General features: G+C 35.3%; 21 protein-coding genes and 3 tRNA genes. 5 read left to right on the forward strand and 19 right to left on the reverse strand.

Annotated features, from left to right (window positions below; genetic code table 11):
* A partial coding sequence (locus tag K6V43_RS01395) for a hypothetical protein (RefSeq protein WP_222381212.1) occupies positions 1 to 209 on the forward strand: 209 nt, incomplete at its 5' end.
* Between the two features lie 65 nt (positions 210 to 274).
* Here K6V43_RS01395 and ftsH read toward each other — a convergent pair.
* The 17 genes from ftsH to K6V43_RS01475 all read right to left on the reverse strand — a co-directional run bounded on the left by ftsH (position 275) and on the right by K6V43_RS01475 (position 18,234).
* A complete protein-coding gene (gene ftsH, locus K6V43_RS01400; RefSeq protein ID WP_172007145.1) occupies positions 275 to 2,245 on the reverse strand; it encodes an ATP-dependent zinc metalloprotease FtsH in 1,971 nt (656 codons plus the stop codon).
* 21 nt (positions 2,246 to 2,266) lie between these two features.
* Positions 2,267 to 2,809, reverse strand: a complete 543-nt coding sequence (gene hpt, locus K6V43_RS01405; protein ID WP_172007146.1) for a hypoxanthine phosphoribosyltransferase — start codon at positions 2,807 to 2,809, stop codon at positions 2,267 to 2,269.
* A 7-nt stretch (positions 2,810 to 2,816) separates the two neighbouring features.
* On the reverse strand, positions 2,817 to 4,085 hold the full coding sequence (gene tilS / locus K6V43_RS01410; RefSeq protein WP_024396358.1) for a tRNA lysidine(34) synthetase TilS: 1,269 nt from the start codon (positions 4,083 to 4,085) through the stop codon (positions 2,817 to 2,819).
* A complete protein-coding gene (locus K6V43_RS01415) occupies positions 4,086 to 5,366 on the reverse strand; it encodes a serine hydrolase (protein WP_024396357.1) in 1,281 nt (426 codons plus the stop codon).
* Positions 5,367 to 5,388: 22 nt separating this feature from the next.
* Positions 5,389 to 5,502: an SP_0009 family protein gene (locus K6V43_RS11450; RefSeq protein WP_032512079.1), complete on the reverse strand. Its 114-nt coding sequence runs from the start codon at positions 5,500 to 5,502 to the stop codon at positions 5,389 to 5,391.
* Entirely contained in the window at positions 5,495 to 5,866 is a 372-nt protein-coding gene (locus K6V43_RS01420; protein WP_160864063.1) for an FtsB family cell division protein, read from the reverse strand. Before K6V43_RS01420 ends, K6V43_RS11450 begins: the two co-directional genes overlap by 8 nt.
* The gene (locus K6V43_RS01425; RefSeq protein ID WP_024391657.1) at positions 5,853 to 6,125 is read right to left on the reverse strand and encodes an RNA-binding S4 domain-containing protein; all 273 of its coding nucleotides are present in this window, start codon (positions 6,123 to 6,125) and stop codon (positions 5,853 to 5,855) included. Before K6V43_RS01425 ends, K6V43_RS01420 begins: the two co-directional genes overlap by 14 nt.
* Positions 6,126 to 6,175: 50 nt before the next feature.
* Positions 6,176 to 9,670, reverse strand: a complete 3,495-nt coding sequence (gene mfd / locus K6V43_RS01430; RefSeq protein ID WP_222381214.1) for a transcription-repair coupling factor — start codon at positions 9,668 to 9,670, stop codon at positions 6,176 to 6,178.
* A complete protein-coding gene (gene pth, locus K6V43_RS01435; RefSeq protein WP_024391655.1) occupies positions 9,670 to 10,239 on the reverse strand; it encodes an aminoacyl-tRNA hydrolase in 570 nt (189 codons plus the stop codon). The genes mfd and pth overlap by 1 nt, the downstream gene beginning before the upstream one ends.
* A gap of 297 nt (positions 10,240 to 10,536) precedes the next feature.
* Positions 10,537 to 11,652 (reverse strand): redox-regulated ATPase YchF, encoded by a 1,116-nt coding sequence (gene ychF, locus K6V43_RS01440; protein WP_024391654.1) that lies wholly within the window; start codon positions 11,650 to 11,652, stop codon positions 10,537 to 10,539.
* Between the two features lie 88 nt (positions 11,653 to 11,740).
* Positions 11,741 to 12,088 carry a helix-turn-helix domain-containing protein gene (locus K6V43_RS01445; RefSeq protein WP_222381216.1) on the reverse strand — a complete coding sequence of 116 codons (348 nt, stop codon included), beginning with the start codon at positions 12,086 to 12,088 and terminating at the stop codon, positions 11,741 to 11,743.
* Between the two features lie 99 nt (positions 12,089 to 12,187).
* Positions 12,188 to 12,391, reverse strand: coding sequence for a DUF951 domain-containing protein (locus K6V43_RS01450; protein ID WP_024391650.1), 204 nt, complete (start codon positions 12,389 to 12,391; stop codon positions 12,188 to 12,190).
* Positions 12,392 to 12,400: 9 nt separating this feature from the next.
* Positions 12,401 to 13,282 (reverse strand): diacylglycerol kinase family protein, encoded by an 882-nt coding sequence (locus K6V43_RS01455; RefSeq protein ID WP_222381218.1) that lies wholly within the window; start codon positions 13,280 to 13,282, stop codon positions 12,401 to 12,403.
* Between the two features lie 91 nt (positions 13,283 to 13,373).
* Entirely contained in the window at positions 13,374 to 14,510 is a 1,137-nt protein-coding gene (gene dnaN, locus K6V43_RS01460; protein ID WP_222381219.1) for a DNA polymerase III subunit beta, read from the reverse strand.
* Between the two features lie 154 nt (positions 14,511 to 14,664).
* Positions 14,665 to 16,029, reverse strand: a complete 1,365-nt coding sequence (dnaA, locus tag K6V43_RS01465; RefSeq protein ID WP_222381221.1) for a chromosomal replication initiator protein DnaA — start codon at positions 16,027 to 16,029, stop codon at positions 14,665 to 14,667.
* Between the two features lie 202 nt (positions 16,030 to 16,231).
* Entirely contained in the window at positions 16,232 to 16,990 is a 759-nt protein-coding gene (locus K6V43_RS01470; protein ID WP_172019082.1) for a ParB/RepB/Spo0J family partition protein, read from the reverse strand.
* Positions 16,991 to 17,052: 62 nt separating this feature from the next.
* Complete coding sequence (locus K6V43_RS01475) at positions 17,053 to 18,234, reverse strand: trypsin-like peptidase domain-containing protein (protein ID WP_222381223.1); 1,182 nt, start codon at positions 18,232 to 18,234, stop codon at positions 17,053 to 17,055.
* Positions 18,235 to 18,426: 192 nt separating this feature from the next.
* Between K6V43_RS01475 and rlmH the strand changes: the two genes are divergently transcribed.
* Together rlmH and K6V43_RS01485 are read left to right on the forward strand one after the other, a co-directional pair.
* Positions 18,427 to 18,906 (forward strand): 23S rRNA (pseudouridine(1915)-N(3))-methyltransferase RlmH, encoded by a 480-nt coding sequence (gene rlmH / locus K6V43_RS01480; RefSeq protein ID WP_222381225.1) that lies wholly within the window; start codon positions 18,427 to 18,429, stop codon positions 18,904 to 18,906.
* A 27-nt stretch (positions 18,907 to 18,933) separates the two neighbouring features.
* Positions 18,934 to 19,596, forward strand: coding sequence for a YoaK family protein (locus K6V43_RS01485; protein ID WP_237395533.1), 663 nt, complete (start codon positions 18,934 to 18,936; stop codon positions 19,594 to 19,596).
* 15 nt (positions 19,597 to 19,611) lie between these two features.
* Here the strand turns inward: K6V43_RS01485 and K6V43_RS01490 are convergent.
* Positions 19,612 to 19,685, reverse strand: a tRNA-Arg gene (locus K6V43_RS01490).
* A 120-nt stretch (positions 19,686 to 19,805) separates the two neighbouring features.
* On the opposite strand from K6V43_RS01490, the gene K6V43_RS01495 reads away from it, so the two are divergent.
* Together K6V43_RS01495 and K6V43_RS01500 are read left to right on the forward strand one after the other, a co-directional pair.
* Positions 19,806 to 19,877: transfer RNA gene (locus tag K6V43_RS01495), tRNA-Glu, on the forward strand.
* A 5-nt stretch (positions 19,878 to 19,882) separates the two neighbouring features.
* Positions 19,883 to 19,955, forward strand: a tRNA-Asn gene (locus tag K6V43_RS01500).
* A 69-nt stretch (positions 19,956 to 20,024) separates the two neighbouring features.
* Here K6V43_RS01500 and K6V43_RS01505 read toward each other — a convergent pair.
* On the reverse strand, positions 20,025 to 22,604 hold the full coding sequence (locus K6V43_RS01505; RefSeq protein WP_222381228.1) for a YfhO family protein: 2,580 nt from the start codon (positions 22,602 to 22,604) through the stop codon (positions 20,025 to 20,027).
* Between the last annotated feature and the right edge of the window lie 28 nt (positions 22,605 to 22,632).

Below are 22,632 nucleotides of genomic sequence, written 5' to 3' on the forward strand. Positions count from 1 at the left end.
TTTTTGAAACTTTTTTTCGTTCCTCTGTTAACCAATCCCCTCAAGAGACAACTCAATTATTCTATCATCTTCACTTACTATTGTCAACTACTTTTTCAAACTTTTTTGTTTCTTTTCAACTTGAAATTTGGGCTGTATTTTTATTTATTTTTATACTAATATCTAAGAGAAGTTTCTTTGGCCTCTATTTCCCTAAATACCAAACATAGCGCTCTCGATCAAGAGCGCTATGGAAATTTATTTTGAATAATCATTTATATTTTGAATTATTTTATTACTGATCATTCATTTTATTTTTTATCTCATCATATGAAAGTGGATGGACGTCATCCTCACCATGTTCGGTATGCTCAGGCATTTTGCCTGTTTCATAGAGTGATTTTATTTGGACACTATCAAGTGTTTCATATTTGAGCAATGCCTCAGCGATGAGTTTATGCGTTTCACGGTTTGACTGGATAATATCTGCTGCTTTATTTCGAGCTTCATTTAATAAGTCTCTGACTTCATTATCTAATTCATAAGCAGTCTGTTCTGAAATATATTTCTGAGTGGTTTGACCACCAAACATTGCATGGTTCCCTTCGTACTGCATTGGACCCATTTTTTCACTCATACCATACTCTGCAACCATTGCACGCGCCATCTGCGTTGCTTGTTCGAAGTCGTTTGATGCTCCTGTGGTCTGTGTATTGAAAATAATTTCTTCTGCTACACGTCCACCCATAAGGCCTGCCAATTGTTCTTTCATATCATCTTTTGAAAGAAGCATTTGGTCTTCCTTAGGTAGTGCAATCATGTAACCTCCTGCACGACCACGTGGGACGATAGTTACTTTATGTACCTCACGAGCGTTTGATAAAACAAGACCTACAATAGTGTGTCCCGCTTCATGATAGGCAACTATTTCACGTTCTTTAGCAGACACCTGACGATCTTTCTTAGATGGACCTGCAATGACACGATCTTCTGCTTCATCAATATCGGATGCATCAATAATCGTTTTATTTCGTCGAGCTGCGACAAGTGCCGCTTCGTTAAGAACATTCTCTAAATCAGCTCCAACAAAACCTGGTGTTTGTTGTGCTACTAATTTTAAATCAACGTCTGCTGCAAGTGGTTTATTTTTAGCATGAACCTTTAGAATAGCTTCGCGACCTTTAACATCTGGACGGCCAACCAATACTTTACGGTCAAAACGCCCTGGACGAAGCAAAGCTGGATCGAGTACATCACTACGGTTTGTTGCAGCAATAACAATAATTCCTTCGTTTCCTTCAAAACCATCCATTTCAATCAAGAGTTGGTTAAGAGTTTGTTCGCGTTCATCATTTCCGCCACCCATGCCGACGCCACGTTGGCGACCAACGGCATCAATTTCATCGATGAAAATAATGGCTGGGGCTGCTTTTTTAGCATCTTCAAAAAGTGAACGTACACGACTAGCACCAACACCAACAAACATTTCAACAAAATCAGAACCTGAAATAGAAAAGAATGGTACACCGGCTTCACCAGCCACAGCTTTAGCAAGTAGTGTTTTACCTGTTCCCGGAGGGCCCTCTAAAAGGACACCGGCTGGAATACGAGCACCTAATTTCGTGAAACGTTTAGGATCTTTCAAGAATTCAACAACTTCTACCAGTTCTTGTTTTTCTTCTTCTGCGCCTGCGACGTCTGAGAAACGTACTTTTATATTGCTTTGTTCAAGAGCTTTAGCTTTGTTTCGACCAAAGTTCATTGCTCCGCGTGCTCCACCGCCACCTTGGTTCATCATCATCATGAAAAATACACCAAAAATGATGAGTGGAACAAGATTTATCAAGATACTAAACCATAAACCATTTGTACTCTCTGGTTTAACTGTAACTTTAACACCATTTTCATCCGCAAGTGTTTGTAATTCTGACAAACTTGTTTCAGATGGAAGTATTAGAGCCTTAAAGTTTTTATATTTAACCGTACTAGAGACTTGGAATAATTTGATAGAAGATGCGAGTTCATCATTAGCTTCTTGTTCTTTTTTATATGTACCTGTTATTTCGATAACACTTGAATCAGGTTGATAAGTAATTTCAGATACATTGTTGTTTTTTAATTCTGTAATGACCTGTGAGTAGCTAATTTCTTGAGTTGCAACCTGTTGACCAGCATTAAAAAATTGAAAAGCTGTAACAAGTGTCGCTATAACGAGAATAATGAGAAAAGGATTTTTTATAAATCCTTTATTTGGTTGATTGTTCATAATATAGTAGGAAACCTTTTTCTATTTTGTATAAACTTCCTCTTTGAGTACACCAACATAAGGAAGATTACGGTAATTTTCATCATAATCTAATCCGAAACCAACAACAAATTCATTTGGAATCGTAAAACAAGTATAGTCTGGTTCTATTTCGACTACACGTCCTTCTGGCTTATCCAGTAAAGTTGCAATTTTGATAGAGGCGGCTTGACGAAGGGCAAAGAGTTCTTTTAATTCTTTCAGTGTACGACCTGTATCTATAATATCTTCAATAAAGATAATATGACGACCAGCTACACTGTTATCTAAATCCTTTATGATCTTTACTGTTCCACTACTTTCAGTACCACCATGGTAACTTGAAACAACCATATAGTCTGTTTCAATATGGGCATCAATATGTTTGATAAGTTCTGCCATAAAAGGAATAGAACCTTTCAAAATACCAACGAGAAGTGGGTTCTTATCAGCATATTCTTTCGCAATAATTTGTCCGAGTTCTTTACTTTTTTCGACTATCTCTTCTTCTGAAACAAGAATTTTCTTTATATCTTTGTCCAACATAGTTGTTCTACTCTTTCATTTTTATATATAATGTAGCCTTAATTATATCATTCTTTGCAAATTTACTCAAATCACTAGTCACTAGTTTTACAATTCCGTATATTTTATCCGATTGTTCGATGATAATAGCATCCTGTCTAATTTTTTGTGGAATTTTATGGTCAATAAACCAGCGACGGAGTTTTTTAGTGATGCCATTTACTAGGATAGCATCTCCTGCTTGTCTTCCTCTTAATAAAATTGGTTCATCTGTTGGAAAATAAATTACCCAATCCGCATCTTTTAAGGGGTGGTTCAGAGAAAAAATATAAGAATCATATGAAAAAATACCTTCTGATTTTATCACGATTTTTTCCTGTTGGCTATACGTCTCTGGTCCTATTTTATAGATACGAAAATTCTGATAGTTTTTCTCTAGTACATAGTCATTTTTTAATATATGATAATAGTTCTTATTCGATTGTAATATATGTATCAATTGCTCGAACTGAGAACGAGAGAGTTGTAAATCAGGAAAACTATCTAAATACTCTTCAATTAAGACGCGTTGAACCGCAGGTGTCTGTTGTTGAAAACTTACCAAATCAGTTGTTGAAATATCCTTTGTTAAGTCTCGTAATGCTTGATAGATGTAATTGGTATCATCTGCTAGATGATTAAGTGCCACATCAATTTTAGGATTTTCTTGTTTTAACTGCGGAATGTAGTTATTTCTGACTCTATTTCGAAAATATCCCAAATCTGTATTACTACTATCTTCAAAGTGAAATAGGTCTTCAAACTCGGTTTTATGGAAAGATAATAGTGGTCGGATAAGCTCACCTGAGGCAAAGGATTGAATAGACTTAATGGCAGATAGGTGGCGCAGTCGACTCCCTCTTATCAAACGCATCAACACCGTCTCGGCTTGATCATCAGCATGATGGGCTGTGACTAGAGCAGTGTATCCCTCTTTCTCCATAACTTCAGCAAAAAATGTATAGCGCCATTTACGTGCTGCTTCTTCTGAAAATATTCCTTCAAAGCGGGATAAATAGAAAGGTACTTCACAATCTTTTGCTAACTGTTTGAGATATTTTTCCTCAGTAACAGATTCCTCTCTTTGTCCATGGTTGACATGGGCAAGTCCAAGTTCAATGCCTAATTCTTTGCTGTATTCGTGCAAGAGATGAAATAGATTCATAGAATCTAAACCACCTGATACGGCTACTAATACTTTCTTGTGTTTATCAAAAAAGTGACCTTCCTGTGTCACTTTTAAAAATTTATTTTTCATTTACTTCAATATACCATAAATATCATTTGCGATTTGGGTAATCTCATCATAGCTCGATTTATCCGTAAAGATGGATAAAACAAAAGGAGATTCTGCATATACAATTGCCACATCATGTTTCACATCATCTGCATCACCAATCTTATGAGCAACTGGGACTGGAATGTCTTTCGAAATGCGTTGGTTATCAAATTGGGTAGATAATAAACTTTCTATGACATAGCCATTTTGTTCATATAAGGCTTCCATCATTTTTCCTGCAACTTGAGCTGATGTTTCACGTGAAACCATATCCCATCTACTACCTGTTACAGCAGTCGTCACTTGATAAAAATCATCATCAAATTTATTTGCTATATAATATGAAAGTAAATTACTTGCTACATTATCTGACTCTTTAGCTGTTTTATTAATTAATTCCTCAATGGTGTAGTCTTTGTTATCGGGTGTTTTTGCTAAGGAACCACTACCAGAGACTTTATATGCCCCATTAAATGAGATTGATTCTGCTGTATATTTAACTGTAGTGTTCAAAACAACTTGACCAGCATTCAGTTGCTCTTGGACATAGTATAAAATAGGGAGCTTAGCAATACTTGCAGAATAAAATATCTTGTCTTGATTAACACCTGCTTCCGTTTCAGTTGTTAAATCTTTTACATAAATACCTATATTATTTTTTGAATAGTTGCTACTCAACAATGCTTGAACAGCTTCCATTCTATTGTCTTTTTCTGATAAATCTTTTAGTGAAATCCAGCCTCTATCACTGATATAGGCAAAGTCTCCAATGGCAGTTGTCGCAATTTTAGAAATGGTAATTGCTTGATAGGCCCGCAAGTCTGTTTTCAATTCCTTTGCTTGATTAGAAATTGGGGAAGACAATACAGTAAAACCTTGTTTAAGCCAATAAGTTTGTTCTACAGAGGATTCGGTCACAATCCTATCATCAAAGAGTAGCTGTTTACTTGCAAGAATATAGTAAGTATTATCTAATTGATACACTAACTCTTTCCTTTCATTGATTGCTACACCAGTGATAGAAAAATCTTGATTTGGTTTTATTTGTCCACTTACCTGAGTCAAGTTTACATCAGAATAGATACTTTCAGTTTGAAAAACATTTGGATTTTGAGGGATTGTTTGAAAATACTGATCATAAACAGTTTGTGTTAATTCATATTCTTCTTGCGCTGTGAGTTCAAATGGTATTTCAGTACTATCAACCACTTGCCATCCAAATAAAATTGGTAACAACCATACGATCAGTTTTTTCTGCATATTCCCTCCTTTCCTCTCTATTCTATGTTTCCTTTTCTTCTAGCTTCAGTTCCCTATTTTTTTGCGATAATTCTTCTAATTTTTCGTCAGAATGCTGTAAAAATTGCTCCACAATTTGTAAAATAGACTCAGTCATTTGGTAACCCTGGAATATTGTAGACAAATTCCCCTTCTTTGGAGTATTGATATTTTGCTCGAACATATTTGGCAGCATAATCTTCATCTTTTAATTTGGTTACCAATTGAGATTCTTGCTTTTCAACATCAACTAATTCTTCATACCGTGTTTCTAATTCAACCAATTTCTTTTCATTTTCTTGCAACTTACCATAGCTTTGAACTAAGTTATAAGTCGGCAATATAAACAAAAAAATGACTAAAACAAGTATGGCTCCCATAAAACGATTTTTTCGTTGTCGTTCTTCATGAAAATGTTGATCTTTTTGGCGTTCTGACTGAATAAAGGCATTATTCAGTTGGAGGATGTTAGATTTTTTCATCTGTTTCTATCCTTTTTTCACTGATTATTTCATACATTTTCAGTGCATCTTCTTTTTTTGTAGAATCTTTCATTTCAAGTACTTTAACAGTGAGTAGTTTATTGCCGAATTGGATTTCAATCTGATCATTTATTTTCAAATCTGTTGAAGATTTTGCTAAAATGCCATTGACTTTTATTCTTCCCTTATCAGCTACTTCTTTTGCAACTGTTCGACGCTTGATAATGCGAGAAACTTTTAAATATTTATCTAGTCTCATACCTTTACCTCAAGTAAATATTCTACCATTTTTTCATTCAATTGAGAAATTTATTCTGCCTTTCTAGCCTTTATTTCTTGCAACTTTTCAGCAAAAGAAATCATTTCTCCCAAAATCTCATATTCTTTTTTCTGTTGCACATTAAAAATAATTGCCAACTTTCCTCTATTTTCTGTTATCTGAGCTTTTAAATTAATGGAAGAAAGTGCTTCGAAATAATCTTGCGTCAGAAAAATTTGACCTGCCATCGGTTCAAATGTGACAATCACCTGATGTTGTCGTTTTAAAACAGTATGACAAAAGACCTGGTCCAGATATGATTTAAGAAGTCCAATTTCAAGTAAGTATGCAACAACATCTGGATATTCACCAAAACGGTCTATCAATTCTTCTTGTAATTCTTGATAGTTTACACGACTGTCAATGCTCTTGATGCGTTTGTAAATTTCGATTTTTTGCCGTTGGTCAGCAATGTAGTCACTTGGTAGATAAGCATCAATCTGTAGGTTGACCTCAGAGTTACTTTTCTGACGCTGAGCTGACTTGCCTTGTTTTTCTAAAATAGCCTGTTCTAGCAATTGTGAATACAGTTCATAACCTACAGAATCAATAAATCCTGACTGGGCAGCACCTAAAATATTACCTGCACCACGAATAGACAAATCTTGCATAGCAATCTTGAAACCTGATCCTAGTTCTGTAAAGCCCTTGATTGCCTCCAAACGTTTTTCAGCTACTTCTGTCAAGGACTTGTCTGGACGGTACATGAGATAGGCATAGGCAATCCGACTGGAACGGCCAACACGTCCTCTAAGTTGATAAAGAGTTGACAGTCCCATGTGATCTGCATTCTCAATAAACAGTGTATTAGCATTTGGAATATCAACACCTGTTTCAATGATTGTTGTGGTCACTAGAATATCATACTCACCCTCTACAAAGGCATAGAGAGTATTTTCTAATTGGATTTCTGACATTTGACCATGAACATATCCTATAGTAGCTTCTGGGACTAATTCTCTCAATTCAGACACTTTTTGTTCAATAGTGTCAACTTTATTGTAAAGGTAGTAAACCTGCCCTCCGCGATCAATTTCTCTTAGAACTGCATCTCGAATTACAGATGGATTTGTTTCCATCACATATGTCTGAACAGGATACCGATTGGTCGGTGGAGTCTCAATTACTGATAAATCTCTTATCCCTAGCATGGACATTTGTAGAGTGCGAGGAATTGGGGTAGCAGTCAATGTTAAGACATCAATTTTCTTTTTCAGTTCCTTCAAGCGTTCCTTATGCTTGACACCGAACCGTTGCTCTTCGTCAATAACCAGTAAACCTAAATCTGCAAAAATAACATCTTTTGATAGAAGACGATGGGTCCCAATCAGGATATCAATTTGTCCTTTTTTCAACTTCTCAAGTGTTTTTTCCTGCTCTGCCTTTGTTTTAAAACGACTCATAACATCCACATTTACAGGAAACTCTGCAAACCGTTCTTGGAAAGTCGCATAATGTTGTTGGGCCAGAACAGTCGTTGGTACAAGAATAGCAACCTGTTTGCCATCATTGACGGCTTTAAAGGCAGCACGCATAGCTACTTCTGTTTTACCAAAACCAACATCTCCTACTAATAAACGATCCATTGGAGAGTCTTTTTCCATGTCCTTCTTAATTTCATTAATGGAACGAAGTTGGTCGTCGGTTTCCACATGTGTAAAGTAGTTGTCAAACTCAACCTGATTCTCATCATCTGGTGAAAAGGCAAAGCCTTTTAGTTGGCTACGCTCAGCATATAGTTTAATTAAATCATCTGCTATATCTTCTACTTGTTTTTGAACTTTTTGTTTTGTTCGCTGGAAACGACCATCATTTAATTTATTAACTTTTGGAGCTTTTCCATCAGATGCTAAGTATTTGGAGAGAAGATCTATTTGTTCGACTGGAATGGAAATTCGATCTGCATTTTGATATTGGACAGTCAGATAATCACGATGAATTCCTGAAATTTCAATGGTTTCAATTCCTAAATACTGACCAATACCGTGAACATGGTGAACAACATAGTCACCAACAGCTAGCTCACTATAGTCCTTTATGCGCTCAGCATTAGAAATATTCGTTTTTCGAACCTTGCGCTTAATTTTTTTATTAAAAATCTCTTTTTCAGTAATCAAAACAAGCTTTTCATCCATCAGATGAAACCCAGCTGTAAATTGCCCAATAGTAACTTGTTGTTGACCTTCTACCAACTTATCTGATGGATAAGATGGTAGTTGGATATTATACTCTTGTAAAGATTTTTGTAAAGTATGTAAACTTGATTCAGAACTTGCTTGAATTATGACCGTATTCTTTGACTTAGCATACCGAGTCAATTCTTCCTTTAAAAGTGGAATTTGGTGGAAGAATTCTTGCATAGGGTGTTGTGTAAATTGATAAAGTGCATCGAATTTTACATTTCCCAACCCCTTTTGAAAACTCGAAAAGAAGGTAGCAGGTTTATATTTTCTTAATTCTGAATACGTTGATGCAAAATACTGTAGACTTGACACGGATTTACTATTTTGTAAATCATCTGTCAATAATTCAGCAACCTCTTTTTCAAACTGTACTTGTTTGTCAGCAATTTTATGAAAATCATCTAAAAATAGAGGCGAACTCTTAGGTAAATAGTCCAATAAGGTCCATGAATTTTCATATAAAAAAGACAAGAATTTACGCAAGTCTGGATGTCTATACTCCGCTTGCATATCTGCTAATACTTCGCGTAAATAAGACTGCTGATCTTCTATACTTGAATGTTCAATGGCTGTTTGAATTTTTTGTCTCGCTCGCTCATAATCTTCCGAAGACAAAAGGATATCTGAAGCAGGAGCAATAGTGACTTTATCTAGATTTTCTAGAGATTTTTGACTATCCACATCAAAAATTCGAATACCATCAATCTCGTCTCCAAAAAATTCCAAGCGATATGGAGAGTCTGCTTGCATATCAAAAATATCTAGGATATCACCACGTTGGCTAAATTCTCCCTGTGTTAAGACACGAGACACTTTCTTATAACCAATATTAACAAGTTTCTTTACAAGAGTGTCAACTTCAAATTCTTGACCTATTTCAATTTGAATCTTTGCATTTTTATAAGCTACTGGATTTGGCAATAAAACCCTACAAGCTGCCATACTGACAACAATAATTCCTGACCGAGTGGTGTCAGTCAAAAAATTCAAGCTATTAATTCTTGACTGGATTCGTTCTTTTGAGGCAAATATAAACTCTGCAATCGGACTATCGTCTGTAAAGAAGTTGTAAACATTCTCACCGCCAATTATCGCTGTTAAATCTGCTACTAGCTTTTCAGCTTCATTCTGACTAGCAGTCACTATCATTATTTTCTCTGCTAGACAATCATAAGCAGTAGCCATGACTAAAGATTTACTCGTTCCAGAAAGCCCCAACAACAATTGCCTAGTTGATTTATTCAATCCTGACTGCCATTGGTTGATTTGCTTATTCTTGTGAAGTATATCTAATATATTCATTATCCGTTAAACTTTCTCATAATTGCTTCAAAATCATCTTCTTCTAAATAAAAGTTGACAGCACTGTCAAGTTTATCTAGTGCTAAATCAATTTCAATGCGATCCTCTGCATCAAATCCTGATAAGACATGATTGACAACACTCATCTTCCCTTTAGGGCGACCAATTCCAATTTTAATCCGATCGAATTCTTGTGTTCCAATATATTTAACGATAGATTTTATTCCATTATGGCCGCCAGCAGAACCTTTTTGGCGAAAACGAATTTTCCCAACAGCCATATCTAAATCATCGTATGCAACTAAAATATCTTTTTCGTCTAAACCATAGTAGGTCATCAGAGCATGGACAGCTTTTCCTGACTCATTCATAAACGTAGTTGGTTTAACTAAAAAGATTTTTTCTCCATCAATGAAAGTTGTTGCAATATCAGCTTGAAAAATCTTATCGTGGGTAAAGGTTACATTTTCACGCTTAGCAATTTTATCAATAAGCATAAAACCAACATTATGCTTGGTTTCAAAATAACGGTCTCCTGGATTCCCTAGACCAATAATCAATCGTGTCATTTATCCTCCTTATTGTCATTTAGTTAATCTTTTATTACTTCTATGTGGAAACTTCGTTTCCTTATTTGCAGATTCAAATAATTATGAAACTATTTGAACTCACTTTGTTGTACTCTAGTACTGCCAATAGTTCGATGCCTAGTGCTAAAAACAAACTAAACAACCAGAAATACCAAAAGGCTGGAAAATACTTCCCAACCGAATACTAGTCCTATTATTCTACGAACTCTTTTTCTATCAATTCCTCTACCTAAGCACTTTGTAAATACAGTATTAGAGAATGGGAATTGTTGGCTATCAGACATTAAAACGGAACTCCATGATGTCACCATCTTGAACGACATATTCTTTTCCTTCTTCACGAAGACGCCCAGCTTCCTTTACAGCCTTTTCGCTACCATACTTGATTAAATCATCATAGGACATGGTTACTGCTCTGATAAAGCCTTTTTCAAAATCTGAGTGAATAATACCTGCAGCTTGAGGTGCTTTAATCCCCCGTTTGAAAGTCCATGCACGTACTTCCTTCTCTCCTGCTGTAAAGTAAGTACCTAATCCAAGTAAGTGGTAGGCTGCACGGGTTAATTTGTCCACGCCAGATTCTGTTAAACCAAGAGCTTCCAAAAACTCACCCTTGTCTTCATCGTCTAGTTCTGAAATTTCTTCTTCAGCACGCGCAGAAATCACCACCACTTCTGCATTTTCTGTCGCAGCAAAATCACGAATTTGTTGGACATATGCGATAGAGTCTGGATTAGCTACCTTATCCTCATCAACATTGGCTACGTAGAGTACTGGCTTAGTAGTCAAAAGGAACAACTGTTTCACAATCTTTTGTTCTTCATCAGTAAATGATACGGTACGGGCAGATTTTCCATCTTCTAAAACTGGCTTAATTTTTTCAAGAACCGTAAATTCTGCTACAGAATCCTTGTCTTTTTGAGTACGGGCCATTTTTTCAACACGCGCATAACGCTTGTTGATGCTCTCTAGGTCCGCCAAAATCAATTCTAGGTTAATGGTATCAATATCTGCGATTGGATCCACAAATGCATCTTCACGGCCTTGTTCACGCATGACATTTTCATCATCAAAAGCACGGACAACGTGAACGATGGCATCCACCTCACGGATATTGGCCAAGAATTTATTTCCAAGCCCTTCACCTTTTGAAGCACCTTTGACGATACCAGCAATATCGGTAAATTCAAAAGTAGTTGGCACTGTTTTTTTAGGGGTAATGAGTTCGGTCAATTTTTGTAACCGCTCATCAGGTACTTCCACCATACCGACGTTCGGATCTATTGTTGCGAACGGGTAGTTTGCTGCTTCCGCTCCTGCCTTTGTAATTGCATTAAATAAGGTTGATTTACCTACGTTAGGTAAACCTACGATTCCTGCTGTTAAAGCCATGTTTTTTACTCTCCAATTAAAATTTCAATCATGACTATTATAGCAGAAAAGTAAATAAAAATCCTGCCAAATGACAGGATTCAAAAAATTAACCAAACATTTGAATAACTTTCATTGCACCTGCAAATAAACCAAATGCAATAATCATGATTGGTATAACAACCCACCAATATTCAGATAAGAATTCCCAAGCATTCATTTTTCCTTTTTGTTCCACCACAATTTCCTTCTCAGGCTCTTTTCCAAAAATCAGATAATCTAAACTGACACCAAAGATTTCTGCCAGCTGGACCAGTTTATCAATATCTGGCGTTGCTTCGCAATTTTCCCACTTGGAAACAGCCTGACGTGAAATATAGAGTTTTTCTGCCAACTCATCTTGAGACATGTTCTTGGCTGTGCGTAAAGTTCGAATTTGTTGTGCTAATTGAGTCATTTTTTTCCTCCTGATTTCTAAGTTTAGTATAACTTAGGTATAAATAGTTTACTAGCAACACTTCAGAAACTCTCGCAACCAACGGTTGCAAGTTGTCAACTAGCCTTCGCTTGGCAGAACTTTCTTCATTTTTTTCTCAAAATCATGCCGGCTCATCATCACTACATGGTCACAGTTGTTGCAGCGGATTTTAATATCCGCTCCTAGACGGATTACTTCCCACTTATTGGCCTTCTTGCCGGTCGATTTGATGACACAGGCATGAGGCTTTTTCATTTCGACAAAGGATCCTAATTGATACATACTTCCTCCTTAAAGATACATACTTCTTTCTTGATAGATTAAACTTACTTCGTTTGCTGTAGTAATCTCTCCATCCATCTGTAATAATAGTTTTTCATTTGATTTAAGTACTACATGTAAACCTGTTAGATGACGAATAGTTGGTGATAATTCATGCTTTTTCAAAACCATAGATAACAATGACTGAAGTCGTTGAAAAAACGAACCATTCTCAAAGTAAACAAGATCAATTTCTTTCTTTTTAGCACTTGCTGTTGGCCAAATCATAATTCCACCACCAAAATAACTACTGTTGGCTATCGAAAGAAAAAAGAGATTGTCTAATGGATAGGATTTTCCGTCAAGAATCACTTCTATATTAATGGATTGCTTTGAAAATAGGGTTTTGATACCAAAAAATAAGTAAGTTAATTTGCCTAATTTTATTTTATTTAACATTCTTTTTAAAGCTGAATCTGTAGAACTATTGATTACTTGTGCTGCAAAACCAATATCCATGCTATTCACAACTGTTCCAAAAGAACTCTGTAAAACATATATGCTTTGTCTTTTTCCCTCTAGGATTGAGTCTATAACTGTAGATAAATTTTTGATATTCATAGCTTTTGCAAAATCATTCCCAGATCCGGTCGGAAAGTAAGCAAAAGGTAATTCTGCAGGCCAAAAAGTAAGAGCCTTTGATAAAGTACCATCTCCACCTATGATGATAAAGTGATCTTTTCTGTACGAAAATTCTCTTAAAATGGCCTCTATTTGATTTTTTTCGTCCCCTGGCCCTGCAGTCATAAACTCTTTTATTGTAAATTGCGGATAATTATCCTTAATGCTTGATACGATGCTTTTGGCAGTATGGCTACCTGCATTCGGATTTGCTAAGATATATAAAGTCATCTATTTCCCGTCACTAGTCACATTGATTATTACAGAGTATTATTTTTTTAGTATAACATAAAAACGGCCTGTTTGGCCGTTCTTGTTCATATTAGTTTGTGCGAACTGGGGTTACCAATTGAATAAAGTCTTCACCATCATTATTTGGCACCAAGGTAAATGGTCGAACTGAAGAAATAAAGCTAATTTTCACTTGTTCACTAGTTGTGGCTTTCAAAGCTTCAATCAAATAAGTTGGGTTAAAGCTGATTACTAAGTCCTCACCTAATACTTCGACAGTGTCTAATTCCTCATTCACCCGTCCAACTTCTGGCGAATTTACGTGGGCAGAAACTACGCTATTGGTAATCTCTAGTTTTACAGTACCATTTTGAGTAGCATTTGACAGTAAGCGTGCGCGTTCCATAGAGTGGCGTAAAGAAGCAGTATTAAAAACAACTGTTGTTTTATATTCTACCGGAATCAAACGATCAGTATCTGGATATGTTCCTTCTAATAACCGAGTATAGAAGCTAATTGATTCACTTCTAAATAGAATTTGATTATTGGAGAAGAATACTTCTACTGTCTCAATATCATCTGTAAAGACAGCTGTAAATTCACGAAGGGATCGACTTGGGATGACAACATCAAAGTCATCTCCTGATGTGTCTAATTCAAGTTTACGTTGACTCATTCGGTGCGAGTCTGTTGCTACTGTTTTTAGATTTTTATGTTCTGTCAGAACAAAGTGAACACCGGTCAAAATTGGACGACTTTCCTGGGTAGAGGCCGCAAAGGCTGTTTCATTGATGGTTTGTCTAAGTGTACTTGTTTCTAATATCAGAGGTTTTGAGGTAGGAACTTCCTGTAGACGAGGATATTGCTCAGAATCTTTCCCTTTTAAAGTAATTTCAGATTTTCCACTGGTTAAAACAATTTGCTTTTGTTCAATCTCAGCGAAATCTAATACTAGATCTGGCATGCTAGAAACAACATTGATGAAGAATCCAGCTTCTAAAAGAATAGAACCTGGTGAAGAGATTAATAAACCAGCATTTTCATCCTGAGTTGAAATATAGTGTTCAATTGAAATTTGTCCATTTGAACCTGTTAAAGTAATTCCTTCACTTGTTACTGAAATTTTAACAGTTGAAAGAATTGGAATAGCATTCTTACTACTAATAGCTCTTTTAGTAACATTCAATGCTTGTAAAAATATAGTTTTATTTATTGAAAATTGAATCATGGATTCTCCTTTATTTAGTATCTATAAGGTTAATAGTAATAGTAGGTTCTGTGAAAAGTGTGGATAACTTAAAAAACTATAGATAAATCAAGGATTTCTACTTGTTCACAAAGTGTGGATAACTTGGCGGGTTTTGATAGAAGTTATCCACAACTTAGCGGATTTTATTTTTTATAGCAGTTATCTCTATTTCTAAATTATCGTCATCTAACAAGAGAGATTTAATTTTATTGTAGGCATGCATGACAGTTGTATGGTCTCTATTACCAAATTCTTTTCCTATTTTTGGAAGAGAGTTATCGGTCAATTCTCTTGCTAGATACATAGCCACCTGGCGCGCGTGAACAATATGTTGCACTCGTTTAGAGCCCTTCAATTCTTTTACGCTAACACCGTAAAAATTGCTTACCTCATTTTGAATTTTTTCAATTGGTATGACTAGGTTTTGAGGACTTGTTTGTTTTCTAGAACGAATAGCCTCTGCTGCAACTTCAACGGTAATTTCAGAAAGATTTCGCATGGATGCCAAAAGATTAATATCTTTCAATGCTCCTTCTAAATCACGAACGTTGGAATCAAATTGTCCTGCTAGATAAGAGAGTGTTTCATTGGTAAATGTATAGGGCGATTCATCACATTTATTTCGTAGAATCGCAATTCGCGTTTCGTAATCTGGCGGAGTTATTTCACTTGTTAATCCCCATTTAAAACGTGTTACCAAGCGCTCTTCAATGTTATCTAAGAAATCAGGGTTTCTGTCACTTGTCAATACAATTTGTTTATCTTGGGTGTGGAGTGCATTAAATGTATTGAAAAACTCTTCTTGCGTAGAGGCTTTATTTTTTAATGATTGAATGTCATCAATGAGTAGCAAATCTAGATTCCGATAGGTCTTCTTAAAACTATCCATATCGTTTAATTGCAGATGTTTTAAAAAGTCATTGATAAAGGTTTCTGAAGAGACATACTTAATTCGCGCGTGAGGATTATCACTTAATACCTTATTTCCAATTGCATTCAAAATATGAGTCTTACCGAGTCCTGGGCCTCCAAAAATAAATAATGGATTGTACAAGCCTCCCAGATTGTCAGAGACAGCCAGTGCGGCTGCTTTTGCCCATTGATTATTGTCCCCTTGCACAAAGTTTTCAAATGTATATTGAGGTTTAATATCAGGATGAACAGCAGGAAGAATTTCAGCAGGTGCAGCCTCAGCTATGCTATTTTCTATTGGTGGTATTGTCCCATTCTGAGGAGTATATTGTGTAGTTTCTTCAGTAAACTGGTACTGAATCGTAATAGGTTCACCGTATACTTCAAAACTTGCAGCTACCATTAATTCTTCAAAATTCTTTTCCCAAAATTCTTTTTTGAAATCACGATTCAGAAATATTTTGGCAGTCTGATGTTGAATAGTTAGTAGTTTTGCATCAGCAACGTAAAAGTCATATACAGACGGTTTAAAATTCGATTGCACCAATTCTAAAAAACGATGCCAAAAACGTTGTTCTTGATTCATAACATCCTCCCTTCTTTTTGTTATCGTCCTAATAGTTTACCATAAAAAAGAAAAGTTTTCCACAGGTGTTTTAAAAAATCCACACTGTTTATAAAAGTTATCCACAATATGTGAATAAATCAAATAAACAGTCTATATGAGTGAATTTCTTAAACATTTTCTTGTGGAAAACCTTGTATATAGAATAAAAATATGAACAATGCTATTTCAGACTGTTGATAATTCTTTCAAATTCTTCGATGTTTTGAAATTGAATAGTCAGTTGTCCCGATCCATTTTTCTTTTGTTGGATTGTTACCTTGGTACCAAGTAGTTTTGCTAATTTCTCTTCTTCTTCTGCAACAAATTGGTTGGATTTTCTAATTGTTTTTTTCTTTTTAGAGGATAGTATTGTTTCTAACTGTCGTACACTGATATCCTTTTCTTGGATTTTTTGAACCCATTCTGCTTGTTGTTTCTCTGATAGCGATACTAGCTGTCTAGCATGCCCTTGTGTGATTTTTCCAGTTTCTACTGCTTGCCTTGTAGATTCGGATAAATGGAGTAAACGAAGAAGATTAGTGATATATGGTCGTGATTTTCCCATGATTTGGGCAATCTCATCATGTGTCAAGCCTTTTTCAATCAACTTTTCGTAGGAATGAGCCTCTTCAATAGGATTGAGGTCAGAGCGTTGTAAGTTTTCTATGATAGCTTGGTAGAGTAAATCATCATCAGATAGATGCTTGATGACTGCTGGAATCTCTGTTAATCCCGCTAGTTGACTAGCTCTTAATCGTCTTTCACCAGCAAGTAGCTCAAAACCAATCAGAGGTGATCTGCGAACAATAATGGGTTGAATGACGCCATTTTCTTTGATAGATTGAGCTAATTCCAATAATTTTTCTTCATCAAAATGCAATCTTGGTTGATAGGGATTGGCTTGAATGTCTTTAATTTTGAGATAGTGTAGTTCTTCCATACGGTTATTCTAACAAAAATAAATAGACTTTACAATTGTGTAAAGTCCATTTAAACATTATCTTATGACAAATCATCCGTTGAATGTGTCAACTTAATGTCAACGGTCATTTTCTTATTATTTCTATAATAGGTAACAGTTATGGTGTCGCCAATTTGATGCTTGTAAAGTTCACTTTGTAAATCACTCTTATTTTCAATAGTTTCACCATCGATTTCAGTAATGACATCATATGGTTCAAATTTTCCATCAGCTGGCAAACCTGATTGAGTAGATACAATTAGTACTCCAGATGTTAAGTCTGTATTTGCTAATCCTGCTTTTTCTAATTGACTAGTAGATAAGTCTGTTAAATTGACCATTTGTACACCGAGTGCTGGACGAGTAACTTTACCATTTGTTTCTAATTGATTAATAATCTGTACAGCATCATTTGATGGAATGGCAAAGCCCATTCCTTCTACTGCAACTCCTGAACTGCTGACAGAACTAGAGGTTATTTTACTTGAGTTGATACCGATAACTTGTCCTTGAATATTGATTAGTGGTCCACCTGAGTTACCTGGGTTAATGGCTGTATCAGTCTGGATAGCATTTGTTGAGATTGTTTGGCCATCTTCTGTTTGTGAAGTTACTGTACGACTGAGACTAGAAATAATCCCCTGCGTTACTGTATTTGCATAGACACTTCCTAATGGGCTACCGATTGCAATCGCAGTTTCTCCAACTTTAATTGTGTCTGAATTAGCAAATTCAGCAACAGTGGTCACTTTATCTGCAGCAATTTTGATAACAGCAATGTCTGAATAAGTATCTGCACCTACGAGTTCTCCGCTAAGCTTTTCTCCAGAAGCCAAAAGTATATCGATTTTTTCAGCACCTGAAACTACGTGGTTGTTTGTAACAATATATGCTGTATCACCATCTTTTTTATAAATAACACCTGAACCTTCTCCAGCAACAGCTAGCTCATCTGAACTTTCAATGTTGCCAAAAATAGAACTGAGGCTATTCGATGATTGAGTTTGATAATTGATAACGGAGACAACAGCATCTTGAACTTTTTCCACAGCTTGAGTGGTGGAGGTATCGTTGCTATATTGAACATTGCTCACACTGGTTGTATTTGCTTGATTTGAAGTAGAATTTCCTTGAGTCAGAGTTGATGAAGCAAAGTAATACCCACCAATTCCTCCTAAAAATCCAACAACAAACAAAATAACAAATTTCAATAATTTTTTCATTAAAGGATTCCTCCTAGTTTCCCAATTTCGCTTTAAGATTACAATTACTTTCTTAATTATAACTTAAAGTTTTCAAAAATCAATCCACAAGCTGTGGATAACTTTTACTAGTATGTGAATAACTATTGATTTATAGAGAATTTTTTATAATTAACTACTGAGAATAGCCTGTGGATATGTTACAATATTTTTATGAAAATAAAATTGATAACCGTTGGTAAACTGAAAGAAAAATATTTAAAAGATGGGATAAACGAATATGCAAAGAGGTTGGGAAGATTTGCGAAGCTTGAATTCATAGAACTACAAGATGAAAAAACACCAGACAATGCTAGTCAGGCAGAGAATGAACAAATTCTGAGAAAAGAGTCTGATCGCATCATGTCAAAAATCTCTGATCGAGCATTTGTCATTGTATTGGCGATTGAAGGAACCCAATTCCCTTCAGAGGAATTTAGTAAAAAATTAGATACTATTACGACTAGTGGCTATTCAGATATTACATTTGTTATTGGTGGAAGTTTGGGATTGGATTCTGTTGTTAAGAATAGGGCAAATTTATTGATGAGTTTTGGAAAATTGACCCTTCCACACCAATTAATGCGATTAGTATTGATAGAGCAAATTTATAGGGCTTTTATGATTCAGCAGGGAAGTCCTTACCATAAATAGTTTCATGTGAAACATAGGAGAGAAAGAGTGAGGAAATATAGAGTTTTTGAAGGACTTCGTATCGCAAGTTGTCTAACTTTTATAAGTGGTTATCTAAATGCTTTTACATATTTAACTCAAGGTGGTCGCTTTGCAGGTGTTCAATCAGGAAATGTTATTCTTTTAGCTAATCAATTGGGACAAGGGAATTTTACAAATACCATCCATTTTCTAATTCCTATTATCTTCTTTGTATGTGGGCAATTTTTTACCTATTTGGTGAAAAATTACTTTCTAAAAAGACACTATCCCTGGCATTTAGGTAGCAGTGTCATTATGTTATGTTTTGTATTAATTGCTGTTATACTGACACCGGTTATGTCTTCATTTTATACCATGGCTATCTTAGCTTTTGTAGCTTCTATACAAGTTGAAACATTTAGAACTTTAAGGGGTGTTCCATATGCAAATGTAATGATGACTGGTAATGTCAAAAATGCAGCCTTTATTTGGTTTAAAGGAATAATGGAAAAAAATAAGGAGTTAATAAAGACAGGACGAAATATATTTATAACCATAATTGGCTTTATGCTTGGGGTTATTTGTGCTACAATCTTGTCCAGAATGTTTCTTGAATATGCTTTGGTTGGGGTTATATTTCCTATGATGTATGTAACTTACAAATTATGGCAAGAAAAAAATCCCACCTAATCTGATGGGATAAAATGATTCCAGCAGGATTCGAACCTGCGACCGTTCGCTTAGAAGGCGAATGCTCTATCCAGCTGAGCTATGGAACCGCTAGTAACCATTTTATTTTACATTAAAGGGTTTAGTCTGTCAAGTTAATAAAAATAGTAAAAATATATTGACAAACGATTGGAGCTATATTATACTAAATATTGTTCTGTAGAATAAATGGTCCGTTGGTCAAGGGGTTAAGACACCGCCTTTTCACGGCGGTAACACGGGTTCGAATCCCGTACGGACTATTTTTTCCGCCATAGCTCAGTCGGTAGAGCGCATGACTGTTAATCATGATGTCACAGGTTCGAGCCCTGTTGGCGGAGTAAGAACGTGTAGGAAACCTTGAGAAATCAAGGTTTTTTTGTTTTCTTAAATAGAAAAACCGAGAAGTATTATTTTTCTCGGTTTTTAAGATAATAAAATCGAAGAAACTGATAAGTACAAAATACGAAAATAGCCCCAAAAGAAATCAGTAAACCGACATAAAAACCTTGTGGAATAAAGGTTAAAACGAGTTTTGTTTGACCAGGTTCTACATTTACTTTCATAAGACCATTTTGAGCCTTTTGAATTTCTACTGGCTTGCCATCAATGGTTGCACTCCATCCCTTATCAAAAGGAAGGGTTAATAGGATAGAAGCTTCTTTACTTGTTTCAAAATTTACTGTGACTCTATTACCATCTGCGCGTGTATCAATGTTTTTTTCTTGGAGTATAGATACTGCTTGTTGGAAAGCTAGTAAATCCAATCGATAAAATTGTGGCAAATCAAATGATACTTGGTTATTCTCAGGAAAATAGACTTCTATCTGAGCCACAGTATCGGTAGAGAAATTTCCAATATTGAAAAAGGAAAAAGCATTATCAATTGTAAACTCACTTGACTGATTGTTGACAGTGATAATAATTCTTTTTTGATTCTCATTTGAGAAAGTAATATTTGGTAAATTTAAATATACCTGACTATTTGCAGGAATTGTAACAGTGAAAGTAGCTTTTGCAGCATCCTCAGTTTCAACTTTATTGACAGTCATTTGATTGCCTAATTCAACTGTATTTTGTGATTCAATGTCTTTAAGTGAATAATAATATTTTTGTGATAACCCAGTCAATTGATTTAGGAAGTTTGTTTGGTTGTCAAGAGTTAAATTCGTAAACTTGACATCTTTGTAAACTCCATCCGTTAGAATAGCTAACCCTTGGCTAAAAGAATTTTCGTAGAGACTAATTGTATCAAGACTCTGACTTAACGAAAAACCATACTTATTGGGATTGCTGCTTGCTAAGTTGTACTTTATTCCAAATAGACTATCAGCTATAATAGTATTATTTTGGTATCGAAGGTTTAGATTGGTACCATCAGATCGAAAACCAAGTTTATCCAATGCTGAGCTAGATGCTCTGTTCCTTATGGAAGAAAATTGAGAAATACCATTATAATTGAATTTCATACTATCATTACCTGTTTGAGGCAAGAGACGCTCCATTCGATAAAACGAATCATTGCTCTCAGTTGTAGACTTTACAAGACTGTCAATTTCTGACAACTTTTCTTCATAGTTAGAACGACTAGGAAAATGCCACTCGTCCGATAAGCCTTGCACTTGATAATAAGTATGAATTCCGACTTCTAAGAGACTAAATAGTACTATGGTGGAAGTTATCCATTTGTAGGATGACTTGTAGCCTAGGATAGCAATAAAAAGAATAAAGTATGCCATCAAAAATTCTAGTGTCAATAAGAAGTTGACATCCACTAGAAAGTCGTAATGATTTTTGAAAAAGTAAGTGGATAAAAATCCAATAAATAGAAATGAAATAACTAATGTGAAATGTTTTAAATTAATTTGATCCAAACGCACAACAGTTTCAGCAGCTAGGTAGATGATACCTATTGAAAGAACCCATGCATAGCGATATAAAAACATATTCGGAGCATGCATTCCTTGCCAAAAAAGATTTAGTGGCTGTAAATAAAAACTTGAAATAATGAGTATAAAGAATAGGCTGTAAGATAGCTTTACAATTGGTTTGATACCTTTTAATGTGAAGAATAGCAAAGCTAGAATCAATGGGACTAAACCAACAGAAATCATAGGAATGGATCCAAATTTTGTCGTATCGAAACTACCTACTAAGTTTTTGGCAAAGAAGTCAAGATACCAAGAATCTTCTGTTTTTAGGTTGACAATGCTTGTAAATGTTTCACCGTGAGTCTTCAAATCAAGATAGGTTGGCAACAACATGAACATGCTACTCAATGTAGATAAGATTGACACCAATGTAAAGTTTACAAATCTCTTCAATTTCTGCCCCTCTAACCAAGACAATTGTACGAGTGTCCAAATGATTAGAAAAACAGCGGTCATGTAACCAAAGTAATAGTTTTGTACAAATAAGCATGTCAGAGCTACATAGTAAATGATTTGTCCTTTTCCCGTTAATAATCGATGTAAACCAAGGAGAATGATTGGAAGAAGAATAAAAACGTCCAGCCAGTTATTAATTTCTAATTGACTAGTACTGAAACTCATTAGGGAAAAACTAGTAGAAAGTAGCAACGCCCACTCTTCTTTTAAATTTTGGTGAATGCCTTTTAAACTGACAAAAGTTGACAACCCTATCAATCCAAACTTGACAATAGTGACAAGATATAGGGCATCTGGCATAGACTGTAAATTGAAGAAAAAAACGATGGGAGATAGGAAAGAACCTAAATAATACGAAGACAATGCGTAGAAATTCAGTCCCAAACCGCTAGTAAATGTGTAAAATATTGAGCCATCTCCATGTAAAGCATTTCGTAATGTTTGATTAAATATAACATACTGATGGAAGCCATCACTTGCTAATATAGTTGTGTCACTTCTCCACCAGATTCCTTGAAATGCCAAGACAATAGAAATAATAGTTAGCGGGATAAGGAAAGATAAGAGGTAATAAATGGATGTTTTTGTAAATATTTTTTTCATAGATTTAAAAGAAAAGGCGAATAAATCG

The sequence above is a fragment of the Streptococcus suis genome (genome assembly GCF_019794615.1).
Classification (GTDB): Bacteria; Bacillota; Bacilli; order Lactobacillales; family Streptococcaceae; genus Streptococcus; species Streptococcus suis_AI.